This window comes from Bacillus sp. MYb56 (genome assembly GCF_002976445.1).
In the GTDB taxonomy this organism is placed as follows: domain Bacteria; phylum Bacillota; class Bacilli; order Bacillales; family Bacillaceae_G; genus Bacillus_A; species Bacillus_A mycoides.
This window is the reverse complement of sequence record NZ_PCOH01000018.1, coordinates 15,603-27,323: the sequence shown is the minus strand read 5'-3', so window position 1 is coordinate 27,323 and position 11,721 is coordinate 15,603. Positions and strand designations below refer to the sequence as shown.

The 11,721-nt window shown below is 35.9% G+C and carries 12 protein-coding genes and 1 pseudogene; 5 read left to right on the top strand and 8 right to left on the bottom strand.

Going from position 1 to position 11,721, the window contains the following annotated elements; translation table 11 throughout:
- Positions 1 to 56 precede the first annotated feature (56 nt).
- The 3 genes from CQ058_RS19875 (at position 57) to CQ058_RS19865 (ending at position 2,128) form a co-directional block, all read left to right on the top strand.
- Positions 57 to 1,349, top strand: coding sequence for an NCS2 family permease (locus CQ058_RS19875; protein WP_002029772.1), 1,293 nt, complete (start codon positions 57 to 59; stop codon positions 1,347 to 1,349).
- A gap of 139 nt (positions 1,350 to 1,488) precedes the next feature.
- Positions 1,489 to 1,689, top strand: a complete 201-nt coding sequence (locus tag CQ058_RS19870; RefSeq protein WP_000301182.1) for a helix-turn-helix transcriptional regulator — start codon at positions 1,489 to 1,491, stop codon at positions 1,687 to 1,689.
- A gap of 4 nt (positions 1,690 to 1,693) precedes the next feature.
- Positions 1,694 to 2,128 (top strand): hypothetical protein, encoded by a 435-nt coding sequence (locus tag CQ058_RS19865; RefSeq protein WP_002125294.1) that lies wholly within the window; start codon positions 1,694 to 1,696, stop codon positions 2,126 to 2,128.
- Between the two features lie 33 nt (positions 2,129 to 2,161).
- Here the strand turns inward: CQ058_RS19865 and CQ058_RS19860 are convergent, their stop codons facing one another.
- The 8 genes and pseudogenes from CQ058_RS19860 to CQ058_RS19820 all read right to left on the bottom strand — a co-directional run.
- Entirely contained in the window at positions 2,162 to 2,599 is a 438-nt protein-coding gene (locus CQ058_RS19860; RefSeq protein ID WP_002125295.1) for a GNAT family N-acetyltransferase, read from the bottom strand.
- A gap of 14 nt (positions 2,600 to 2,613) precedes the next feature.
- Positions 2,614 to 2,904 carry a DUF4022 family protein gene (locus CQ058_RS19855; protein ID WP_002090894.1) on the bottom strand — a complete coding sequence of 97 codons (291 nt, stop codon included), beginning with the start codon at positions 2,902 to 2,904 and terminating at the stop codon, positions 2,614 to 2,616.
- 18 nt (positions 2,905 to 2,922) lie between these two features.
- A complete protein-coding gene (locus CQ058_RS19850; protein ID WP_002188336.1) occupies positions 2,923 to 4,752 on the bottom strand; it encodes a monovalent cation:proton antiporter family protein in 1,830 nt (609 codons plus the stop codon).
- Between the two features lie 269 nt (positions 4,753 to 5,021).
- Positions 5,022 to 5,333 carry a cytochrome aa3 quinol oxidase subunit IV gene (gene qoxD, locus CQ058_RS19840; protein ID WP_002029843.1) on the bottom strand — a complete coding sequence of 104 codons (312 nt, stop codon included), beginning with the start codon at positions 5,331 to 5,333 and terminating at the stop codon, positions 5,022 to 5,024.
- Positions 5,334 to 5,936, bottom strand: a complete 603-nt coding sequence (qoxC, locus tag CQ058_RS19835; protein WP_002029841.1) for a cytochrome aa3 quinol oxidase subunit III — start codon at positions 5,934 to 5,936, stop codon at positions 5,334 to 5,336.
- Positions 5,937 to 5,949: 13 nt separating this feature from the next.
- Positions 5,950 to 7,884, bottom strand: a complete 1,935-nt coding sequence (qoxB, locus tag CQ058_RS19830) for a cytochrome aa3 quinol oxidase subunit I (protein WP_002063826.1) — start codon at positions 7,882 to 7,884, stop codon at positions 5,950 to 5,952.
- Positions 7,885 to 7,917: 33 nt separating this feature from the next.
- Positions 7,918 to 8,793, bottom strand: a complete 876-nt coding sequence (locus CQ058_RS19825) for a cytochrome aa3 quinol oxidase subunit II (protein WP_002010605.1) — start codon at positions 8,791 to 8,793, stop codon at positions 7,918 to 7,920.
- Between the two features lie 295 nt (positions 8,794 to 9,088).
- A pseudogene (locus tag CQ058_RS19820) lies at positions 9,089 to 9,296 on the bottom strand (amino acid permease); the annotation flags it as partial.
- Between the two features lie 408 nt (positions 9,297 to 9,704).
- Here CQ058_RS19820 and CQ058_RS19815 point away from each other — a divergent pair.
- The gene (locus tag CQ058_RS19815; RefSeq protein ID WP_033708232.1) at positions 9,705 to 10,415 is read left to right on the top strand and encodes a C39 family peptidase; all 711 of its coding nucleotides are present in this window, start codon (positions 9,705 to 9,707) and stop codon (positions 10,413 to 10,415) included.
- Between the two features lie 129 nt (positions 10,416 to 10,544).
- Positions 10,545 to 11,720 carry an amidohydrolase gene (locus CQ058_RS19810; RefSeq protein ID WP_105589940.1) on the top strand — a complete coding sequence of 392 codons (1,176 nt, stop codon included), beginning with the start codon at positions 10,545 to 10,547 and terminating at the stop codon, positions 11,718 to 11,720.
- Position 11,721 lies beyond the last annotated feature (1 nt).

Genomic DNA, 11,721 nt, shown 5'->3' with positions numbered 1-11,721 from the left:
TACTAGTAAGAAAAGAATGTGTGATAATAATTCAGGTGTAGGAAGGGTACATAGCCATGTTTCAATTACAAAAATATAACACTTCTGTGAAGCAAGAGCTTTTAGCGGGCATCACAACTTTTTTTACATTTGCGTATATTCTTGTCATCAATCCGAAAATATTATCTGATGCAGGTGTACCATTTGATCAAGCGTTTACGGCAACTATTATTGCGACAGTTATTGGGACGCTATGTATGGCGTTTTTAGCTAACTATCCAATTGTTATTGCTCCAGCTATGGGGATGAATGCATATTTTGCTTATTCTGTCGTTCAACAGGCAGAGGGGATTACGTATGTCATTGCGTTTTCGGCAGTATTTGTAACAGGTATCATTTTTCTTTTATTATCTTTCACTTCATTTAGGCAAAAGCTAATTATCGCAATTCCTGACAGTTTAAAACATGCAATTGCAGGTGGAATTGGACTATTTATTGCTTTTATTGGATTACGTCTATCTGGAATTATCGTGGATCATCCATCTAACTTAGTTACGATTGGTGATTTTCATTCTCCAGCCGTTATTTTAACTTTAATTGGTTTAATTTTAGCGGCAGTATTAATGGTATTACGTGTGAGTGGTGCATTATTTATTAGTATGATTGTGACAGGAATTATCGCCTTCTTTACGGGGCAACTGAAGTTTGAGGATAAAATTGTAGCGATGCCTCATTTACCAGAGGGTATTATCGTTTCAAATCCAATCAATGCTTTTTCAGATGTAATTCAGTATGGATTATATGGTGTTGTATTTTCATTTTTACTTGTACTTTTATTTGATACGACAGGTGCATTACTCGGTTTAATTAAACAAGCTGGTTTAATTACAGATAATACAGAGAAACGTTTTGGCAAAGCGTTTATTGCAGATGCGATTGGCGGAACGACAGGTTCTATCTTCGGAACAAGCCCAACAGCAGCAACGATTGAATCGTCAGCTGGTATTGCTGCAGGTGGTAAAACTGGATTAACAGGTATTGTAGTTGTTGGTCTAACGATTATAACGGCATTTTTCAGCCCTGTTATCGCGTCTTTATCAAGTGTAGCTGCTATTACAGCTCCTTCATTAATTATTGTAGGTAGTTTAATGGCACAAAGCATTCGTGATATTAATTGGAATGAATTTGAAGATGCATTACCAGCATTTTTAATTTTCGTTGGTATTCCGTTAACGTCTAGTATTGCAAATGGAATTGCAATTGGATTTTTAGTGTATCCAGTATTAAAAATTGTGAAGGGGAAAGGGATGGAAGTACATCCGTTACTATATTTATTTACAATTTTATTTGGATGTCATTTATTCTTATAGTATAGAGATAGGAAAGGGGGCTTCTTATGAGAGGCTCCTTTTTTGTGTATAATAAAGTGAAAAAAACAAATCAATTACGTAAAATATAAATTACTTAATGGAATATATATGTTACAATAAAGGCAGAGGAGGAACATGAATGGCTGTAAGTAAAATAAAAGTCGCACGTGTTCAGTTAGATTTAACACAACAACAATTAGCAGAAAAAGTAGGCGTCACAAGGCAAACAATTAGTTTAATTGAGAAGGGGAAATACAATCCATCTTTAGATTTATGTTTGAAAATTTGTTATGCAGTAGATAAAACATTGAATGATTTGTTTTGGGAGGAAAAGGAGTGATAGGGTGAAAATCGTGAAAGATGAACGTTTAATGATTGAGGGATTAAAACATATTAGATTGGCTTTCATCTTACAAAATGTCGTCATACTAGGCATTGTTTTTTACCGTTACGTCTTGCAAGGGGCAGGGTATGAAAGTGTTTCGGATTTATTAATGGTATTTATGGGCGGGATAATAGTTATTAACTTTTTAAACTTAAAAAATTCGGTGGAAGTGTATGAGCATACAGGTGGAGTATCGCGTAGTTATTTCATGAAACTATTATTAATTCCAGTAGGGATTGTTATTGGACTGTTAGCTATTTGTATCATTGTAACACCAGGTATTTCGATAAAGGAAATTAGTATAACAGGACTTATTATCTTTGTTTGCTTTTTAATTCCTAGTTTGTTTATATACATATATATGAAAAAAATAAAAAGTGAAAATGAAATATAAGAAAAGCTTTCTGCAATATGCAGAAAGCTTTTCTTATATTTCTTTATACATTACTTTATGTAGTCCTATTGGATCAATCTCGAAGATTTCACCATGCTCATGGAAACCTAATCGTTTGTAATAATCCGCTACGGTAATTCGCGCATTACACCATAGAATATTTGCTTCGCGTTCTTGGAGGACTTGTTCAGCTTTACGGATTAAGGAGCTGCCAGCATGCTGGTTTCGGAAATTAGGTAATGTTGCCATTTCTCGTAGACGATAGTGGGTACCAGCTTGTAAATCAGGATGTATTTCTTTAGAGAAAGAGGCGATACTAACAAGTTCATCATATAAAAATGCACCTAAATGAAAGGCGTCTGTTTCGTAATCTGAATCGTATTTACAATCTTCTAATGATTGATTGGGACGCAAAACCTTTTGACGTAATAAGTATGTTTCAGATGCATCAATATGTTTCACTGTAATCATAATATCATCCTTTCTTATAAGCCTTTTTCTATAAGTTGTAAGAAGAAATATGCGGGTGCAACGAGAAGTCCTAGTATGCTAGCTGTTCCGAGAAGGAGTGAAATTAAGAGACAAAAGTACTTAATTCCATTCGATTTTTTCCATCCATAACTACAAATTTCAATGCTAATACCGATGAGAATAATGGCGACGAGTACTTCTGCTAATAATAAGAGAGCTAAAGTTGAAATAGACATAATGTGATTCATCCCCATAATATGTGATAGTAACATTTTACCATATGAAATTGAAAAAATGCCCCTCATTTATGTGAGGGGCATTTTCTATTCTAATATGTTTTTCATTGTATCAATATGTTCTTTTGAACCCGTTACAAGTAAAGTATCGCCATGCTGTAACTTCGTATCACCATGTGGTATTAATGCTTTATTACCACGGTAAATTTGAATGACAAGTACATCACCTAGAAACGGAAGGCGACGAAGTGCTAAGCCGTTATATTTATTACTTCGTAGTTCAACCTCACGCACCGTTTCATTTGCTGTTGTAATCAAGCGAACGAGACTCGGTTTATCAATAAGTGCACGTAATAAAATACGTGTAGAGTTAATAGTCGAGAATACAGCGATATGTTCTTGAGTCGCTTTTTCTTGTAGAAGGGGATCTTCTACACTTGCGATGACGTGTTCAACACCTAATTCTTTTGCGTGTTCTGCTAATAATAAGTTTTGTTCATCATCACTTGTCGCAACAACAACACGGTCTGCTTCGAAAGCTTGTTGCTCCATTAAAGATTGAATAGTAATCTCATCTAATTTTACAATAGGGAAGTCATGAGATTTCGCTTCCTCATCATTTATTTTATTTTGACGTATCATATATAGTGTTACGTCATAATCTTCACGTTTTAAATCAAGTGATAACGGAAGGGTAATTCTGCTTGCACCAATAATAGATACTTTCGGTTTTGGTGTTTCCACTTTTGGAAACATCTTTTTAAATAATATAGGTGCAAAAATACAAGTAATAACTGCACTTAAAATAAGAGATGCTGATAAACTTGGGCTAATGATGCCTAGCTTTTCACCGATTTGTGCAGCCGCAATAACTAAAGAAAGTGTTGATGTTAACAAAATAGCACTTCCGAGTACGATATTGCGTGGGTACCATTTTCGTAAGACGAGTGATGGCAACAGTTTTGAAATAAAGAGTCCCACAATTAGAATTGGGATCATTAGCATACTAGAAGGCTCGTTAAAAATAGACCATACTTCTAGATTTACACCAACCATTACGAAGAAAATAGGAATGAAGAAGCCATATCCGATGGAATCAAGTTTTTCAACCATATCTTCATTTGGTGATAATAAAGATACGAGTACACCTGCTAAAAAGGCTCCCAAAATATTTTCTGCCCCAACAGATTCAGATAATCCAACTAATATTAAGATGAGTGCAAAAACAGCTCGTGTATCGATTTGTACACTACCGGCTTTTAAGCTTTCTAGGTATGGAATATTTTTAAACCGTCTTGCGACAAAGTAAATTACAATACCAGCACCGAATAGAAGAAGTAGAAGCCACATGCTTTGGCCACTTTCGGAATTTAATCCGACGAATATAGCGAGTAAAATCATTGTAACTAAGTCTGCAATAACAGCGACTAATAAAATGATTTGCCCGATTGCGGTTTTTCCTAAGTTATTTTCTTTCAATGTTGGTACGACAACACCTAAAGAAATAGTTGAAATAATTAAAGTCATGAACATTGCATTGTCTACGAATCCTAGCCATACGAATAGTAATGATAGGGCATAAGATAAAATGAAAATAAACAAGAAGATAATGCTTGCTGCTTGGAATGTGTTCGGTTCGTTTGTCGTATTCTTTTTCCCTTTTTGTTTAAAGATCGAAAAGTCAATTTCTAAACCACTTAAAAACATTAGGAAGATAAACCCTAGTGTTGATAAGACTTGAAGCCACATATCGGGCTCAATGATGTTAAATCCACTTTTACCTACAAAGATTCCTGCGATAATTTCTGCAACAACGACAGGAAGTGCTTTTAATTTAAAGCGCTGTAACAAAAGGGGAACGAAAAACGCGATTGCGACGACAACCATAAGTGATAGAACAGAAGAATGATGTTCCATTGCGTTCTCTCCCTTCAAATAAATATAGTAACTATTTAGCCATATAATAGGAAGAAAAGCAACGGATATGGTTTCGATTTCATAAAGAAAGAGTTTTCTTAACATTTGTCATAATAAGTATATTTTTCATGATTTTGTTGTTAATTCCGTAATGTGGATGTAATAGGGGGAGGGGATAAAGTGAAACTTTAATCAGTGGGGGTCTTACTGCTCGTTAATAGGGGATAAAAAAAGACTGCTGAGGAATCCCAGCAGTCTTTTCATGCAAATTACATTGAGAAGAAGATCCATACAGTAAGTCCAACTGTTGCAGTTGCAACGAAGAAACTGTATATCATTGTAAGAACTTGAATTCTTCCTTCTCCTTCTTTTAAGTGCATGAACATAATTAATTGTAATAACGCTTGCGCAACTGCCATTATGATGATAGTTGTTAATATCGTTGAAAGTGGCAGGTTTGTGTAAAGTGCCACGTATAACGCTAGAAACGTTAGTGCAAGCGATAAAATAAATCCGAAAACGTGTGACCATGGGAATCCGCTATGCCCATGCCCGTTTGCTTGGTTGTTATTTTGACCCATTTACGCCACCATCCCGTTCAAGTAAACTAGTGTGTAAATAAAGACCCAAACAAGATCAAGGAAATGCCAGTATAAGCTGATAATAAATACTTTACGAGCTGTAACTGGTGTTAAACCTCGTTTTAAAATTTGGATAATAACACAAGTTGCCCAGATGATACCACCTGTTACGTGGGCACCATGCGTTCCAAGAAGAACGAAGAATGCCGATAAGAAAGCACTTGTTTGAATCGTTGCACCTTCACCAACGTACAAAATGAATTCTTCAATTTCAAAGAATAGGAAGCCTGCACCTAAAAGTAAAGTCAGGATAAACCAAGCTAACATTCCTTTTTGATTGTGTTTACGCATTTCGTGAATTGCGATCCCACATGTAAAGCTACTTGTTAAAAGTAACAGTGTTTGAATTAAAAGTGTTTTAACTTCAAACAATTGCGCTGGTGTTGGGCCATCAGCCGTACGACCAGCAAGGACTAGATAAGAGGCGAAAAGTGTTGCGAACAGCATAATTTCAGCCCCAAGAAAAATCCAGAATCCTAGGATATTCAATCTGCTTTGCTCGGATTGATATTCCAAAGGTAAGCTTTTATCTAAAGCCGCCATGTCATTTCACCTCTCATGCTATATGTTCTGTTTCTTTAATTTCATCAACGCTTACGTAGTAGCCATCATCATAATCGAATGAACGATAGATTAAGCAACCTAAAATACCAATACCACCGATTGCTGCAATCCAGAACCAGCTAAATACTAATGCAAAACCTGCAAGACCGAAGAATAAAGACGCAATAATAGGCACACCAGAATTACTTGGCATGTGAATTGGTTTTAATTCATCTGCTGTTGGTGTAATTGTTTCTCCACGTTTTTTCATGAACCAGAAAGCATCAGCTTCTTTAATTTCAGGAAGTTTCGCGAAGTTGTAATGTTGTACAGGAGATTGAGTTGCCCATTCAAGTGTACGGCCGTCCCATGGATCTCCAGTTGTGTCACGCTCACCGTGACGTGCACTCCAAATTACGTTATAGCAAAGGATTAGGAAGCCAATAGCCATCATTACAGCACCAACAGATGCGATTTGGTTTAGCCAGCCCCATCCAAGACTTTCAGAGTAAGTGTACATACGACGAGTCATACCGTCTAAACCTAAGAAGTACATTGGGAAGAAACAGATGTTAAATCCGCTCATAAAGATCCAGAATGTCCATTTACCTAGGCGTTCATTTAACATATGACCTGTCATTTTTGGATACCAGTATGTGAATCCAGCAAGCATAGCGAATACTGTACCTGCGATTAATACGTAGTGGAAGTGAGCAATTAGGAAGTAGCTGTTATGGTATTGATAATCAGCTGCTGCCATTCCAAGCATAACCCCTGTAACTCCACCAACTACGAAGTTTGGAATAAATGCCAATGACCAAAGCATTGGAACTGTAAAACGAATACGTCCTTTATACAGTGTAAACAACCAGTTAAAGATCTTAACACCGGTTGGAATCGAAATCGCCATTGTCGAAATCGAGAAGAATGAGTTAACCGCTGGACCTGCACCCATAGTGAAGAAATGGTGAAGCCATACGACGAAACTTAGTAAAGAAATTGCAACCATCGAGTACACCATCGCACTGTAACCGAATAGACGTTTACGTGAGAATGTACTAATGATTTCAGAGAAAATACCGAATGCCGGTAAAATAACAATATATACTTCAGGGTGACCCCATACCCAGAATAGGTTGGCCCATAACATTGGCATACCGCCGCTCGCCATCGTAAAGAAGTGAGCATCGAATAGACGGTCAAATGTCATTAATGCAAGAGCAACTGTTAATACTGGGAAAGCGAAAATAATGATAATTGTTGTAATTAAGATTGACCAAGTAAACATTGGCATTCTCATTAATTTCATACCAGGTGTACGCATTTTTAAGATAGTAACAAGGAAGTTAATACCCGTCATCAGCGTACCGAGACCTGAAATCTGTAATGCAATTGCGTAGTAGTTATTTCCTACACCAGAAGTAAACTCTGTACCTGCCATTGGGAAGTAAGAAGTCCACCCAGCGTCTGGAGAACCACCGATTACGAAAGCGATGTTGAATAACATTGCTCCGACAAAGAATAACCAGAAACTTAAAGCATTTAAGAACGGATATGCAACGTCACGAGCACCAATTTGTAATGGTACTACAAGGTTCATTAATCCCATAACGAATGGCATTGCCATGAAAAGAATCATTACCGTACCATGTGTTGTAAAGATTCCGTTATAGTGTTCAGCGTTTAAATAAGTTGTTTCCGGGAATGTTAACTGGGCACGAATCATTAAACCATCCATACCACCACGGAATAACATTATAACGGCAGAGATAATATACATGGTCCCTATTTTTTTATGGTCAACAGTTGTCAACCACTCATCCCAAAGCCATCTCCATTTTTTGTACTTTGTTAGTACGAAAAGAATCGCTAATGTCACAAGAACGATAGAAGCGTCAGCTCCGTAAATAATCGGGTCACCTGTGACAAAAAATTCATCAAGCTTCACTGTGTTCACTCCAATCTGTTGGAATAATAGCTATTATTTTTTGTTTTTGTAGTAGTTGTAATCACAATATTCAAGTGATTTTGGATCTACATAACTTAAGTGGTGACTAGAGAACGTCATACGCCCCACTACACCAGGTTTAATAATTTCGTTATATTTCTTTTCTGATAATTTAGGGGCAGTTTCTTGTACTTCTTTTACCCACTTATCATATTTCTCTTTAGTTTTTGCTTCAACTTCGAATTCCATGTGAGTAAATCCTTCACCAGAGAAGTTCGAGCTACGACCTAGGTAAGAACCTGGTTTGTCAGCTTGTAAATATAAGTCCATGATCATGCCATCCATTGTATACTTCATACCACCAAGTTCTGGTACCCAGAAAGCATTCATTGGACCTACAGAAGTCAGTTTAAATTGAATTGGTACACCAGCTGGGATGTTTAAATAGTTAACGGTTTCAATTTTTTCCTCCGGGTAACTAAATAACCATTTCCAGTTTGCAGATGTAACATAAATTTCAACTGGTTTAATATGTTTGGACTCTTGCGGAACCTCTTCCGAAGCATAAGTTGCTTTAACTGTTGGAATCGATAATGCGATAACGATAATAACAGGAATAATTGTCCAAATGATTTCTAATAATGTGTTACCATGTTGATCAGGTGGCTCATAGTCCATATTCTCTGGTTTTTCACGATAACGAATCAAGATGACTGTAAACAAGATGAATACAATTGCGATAATTAATGACATAAGCAAGAATGACCAAACAATTAAATCATACTGTGCTTTTGCAACAGGTCCTTGCGGATTTAATACTGCGAGTTTTTTATCACAGCCACCGAGGAACAGAAGTAATGATAACGGAAGAAGCGAAGCCAACTTCCAAAATGCTTTCTTTAGTTGCACGATTGAAAATCTCCTTTCTCCTTGGATTGAAACTATGCCAATAAAACAATATAAACCTATTAATTTATAGATGGCAATAGTTTTTGTTATATTGTTAAAAAATAGACACAAATGCACGCTTTTTAAGGTGAATATCATTTGTAACTTGATAACATTGTAAACTATTTTCCAGATAAAAACGTGATTGTGGGAATTTTAAGATAAATAAAGTTATACCAACATACCCAATAAATAGAAAAAAATTATCTTATCATAAGAAAAAAATACTGAATTTTTAATATATTCAGTTTGTTACCTAAGTTATATTTCTTTTTTGCTCAAATGTGACAACTTTCCGAAACTTTAACTCGGTATAAAATGTAACAAATGATCATAAATGGAACCCAGCAATAAAGAGCAATTCTCTGATCTGGAATGAAAGCTAAACTAACAAATGTAAGGAAATTGAGTGAGAAAGCTACGATTGGAACTATTGGATAAAGTGGTGTGCGGTATTTTAATTCTGCTTGTTCTACTTGTTGATTCATATGTCCCTCCCCCCATATTTTTTTGTATGTTTTAACTAGATTTTATTCGGTGCTTTTAATCATTAGTGGGGGTGAAAAACATACTTGGTTTATTTTGTTGTGAACTGAGTATGTAAAGGAAAAACTAACTATGACTAAATACCTTAGAATGTTTATTAACCTAGTGAAGGAAACGTGATTCTTTCACTAGGTTAATAATTTTGTTTTTTAGTAAAAAATTCTGAAAAATTATAATTTTTTCTTTCTATTTCAAACAATCGGAATTTTAAAAAGGTATTTGTGAATAATAATTCACAGAATCTTTCTAGCAAACTAGTAAGAAGAAAGGTACAATGATAGGAGTTGTGCCTTTAAAATAATTGATATAATGGAGTTTGGTTTATGATGAAAAAGTTAAAATATATTTTTATTTTCGGTATTATATTTGCTGTCGTGTTCTTTTTCGAGAAAGATAAAATTATGAAAAAGGCACAAGAATTTCGGTTAGACCTTTTCTCTGAGATGAAAGAAAGTGCAATGATTACAGAGGTTCCGTTTATTAGACAGTTACCTGAATTACCTAGAGGTTGTGAAGTGACAAGTTTAACTATGCTACTACAACATAAAGGTGTACAAGTAGATAAGATGCAACTTGCTAGTGAAATTCATCGCGTTCCATTTAAACAAGATGGTTTGCATGGAAATCCGTATGAGGGATTCGTTGGAAATATTTACACGAAAGCTGAGCCGGGATACGGTGTATATAATCAACCGATTTTTAATTTAGCAGAAAAGTATGTTCCTGAAAAAGTAATTAATTTAACGGGTAGAGACGTGCAAGATCTATATAAAGTAATTAGTTCTGGTTCTCCAGTATGGGTAATTATTAATACAACGTTTAAACCATTAGCCGAAAGTAGTTTTGAAACATGGAATACGAGTTCAGGTAAAGTGAAAATTACATATTATGAGCATAGTGTTGTAGTAATTGGATATGATCAAAACTTTGTATACGTAAATGATCCTCTTGCAAACAATCCACGAAAAGCTGTTCCTCGTGCTGAATTTGAAAAGGCATGGGAGCAAATGGGGAAACAAGCAATTACTATTTTATAAAATGAAAAGTCATCTTGAGATGGCTTTTTCTTTTTGAATATTCATTATAGAAAATTCTGAAAATTCTTTCAGAAGTTAACGATTCACGCTATAATAACATTTAACTTGGTAAAGAAGGGGAGAAGAGAAATGGATGTCGCAAAGGAACTTGTTTTATCAAAGAATCAGTTGATTGAGTGGAGAAGGCATTTTCATAAGTATCCAGAGTTATCTTTTCAAGAGGAAAAAACATCTCAATTTGTATTCGACATACTTCGGAAAATCCCGTATTTAGAAGTCTCAAGGCCTACTAAATATAGTTTAATGGCAAGGTTAATTGGTAGGCAGCCTGGTAAAACTATCGCGGTTCGTGCTGATATGGATGCTCTTCCTATTCATGAAGAAAATAAGTTTGATTTTATTTCTATATATCCAGGTGTGATGCATGCGTGTGGTCACGATGGTCACATGGCAATATTGCTTGGTGTAGTACATAAGTTGGTAGAGGAAAGAGAGAAAGTTAAAGGAGAGATTCGCTTTTTATTTCAACATGCAGAAGAAAACTTTCCGGGCGGTGCAGAGGAAATGGTCGCAGCGGGAGTGATGACAGGTGTGGATTACATTATTGGTGCTCATCTTTGGGCGTCATTAGAGGTTGGAAAAGTAGGTGTAATTTATGGTCCTGCGATGGCGGCGCCGGACGTTTTTAAAATTACGATAGAGGGAAAAGGTGGGCATGCTGGAATTCCGCATGAAACAGTTGATAGTATCGCCATTGGTGCGCAAGTAGTTTCGCAAATTCAGCAAATTGTATCTCGCCTCACGAATCCGTTAGATTCTCTCGTAGTATCTGTTACGCAATTTCATTCTGGGACAACTCATAATGTTATCCCGGAACAAGCGGAGGTTGAAGGGACAGTGAGAAGTTTAAGGCATGAATTAAGAGAAGAAACAAAGAAGAAGCTTGAAAGGATTGTAAAACATATTACAGAATCCTACGGTGCTAAGTATACATTTTCTTATGAATATGGATATCGCCCAGTTGTGAACGATTATGAAGTTACAGAGCTTATTGAACATACAGCATTACAGCTGTATGGAAGAGAAAGAGTTGTTCGTTTACAGCCAACGATGGCAGGGGAAGATTTTTCAGCATTTTTACAAAAGGCACCAGGGACGTTCTTTTTTATAGGGGCAGGAAATGAAGAGAAGGGAATTATATATCCGCATCATCACCCTCGTTTTACAATTGACGAAGACGCATTACCAATTGGAGTGGAAGTCTTTGTATCATCCATTATGAATTTTATAAGTAAAGGAGAATGAG

Excerpts from the sequence above, each read along its gene's own strand:
- qoxC (WP_002029841.1), bottom strand. The coding sequence starts at position 5,936 with ATGGCGGCTTTAGATAAAAGCTTACCTTTGGAATATCAATCCGAGCAA.
- qoxD (WP_002029843.1), bottom strand. The coding sequence starts at position 5,333 with ATGGGTCAAAATAACAACCAAGCAAACGGGCATGGGCATAGCGGATTC.
- CQ058_RS19855 (WP_002090894.1), bottom strand. The coding sequence starts at position 2,904 with ATGAGGGGCATTTTTTCAATTTCATATGGTAAAATGTTACTATCACAT.
- CQ058_RS19870 (WP_000301182.1), top strand. The coding sequence starts at position 1,489 with ATGGCTGTAAGTAAAATAAAAGTCGCACGTGTTCAGTTAGATTTAACA.
- CQ058_RS19860 (WP_002125295.1), bottom strand. The coding sequence starts at position 2,599 with ATGATTACAGTGAAACATATTGATGCATCTGAAACATACTTATTACGT.
- CQ058_RS19875 (WP_002029772.1), top strand. The coding sequence starts at position 57 with ATGTTTCAATTACAAAAATATAACACTTCTGTGAAGCAAGAGCTTTTA.
- CQ058_RS19810 (WP_105589940.1), top strand. The coding sequence starts at position 10,545 with ATGGATGTCGCAAAGGAACTTGTTTTATCAAAGAATCAGTTGATTGAG.
- CQ058_RS19815 (WP_033708232.1), top strand. The coding sequence starts at position 9,705 with ATGAAAAAGTTAAAATATATTTTTATTTTCGGTATTATATTTGCTGTC.
- CQ058_RS19850 (WP_002188336.1), bottom strand. The coding sequence starts at position 4,752 with ATGGAACATCATTCTTCTGTTCTATCACTTATGGTTGTCGTCGCAATC.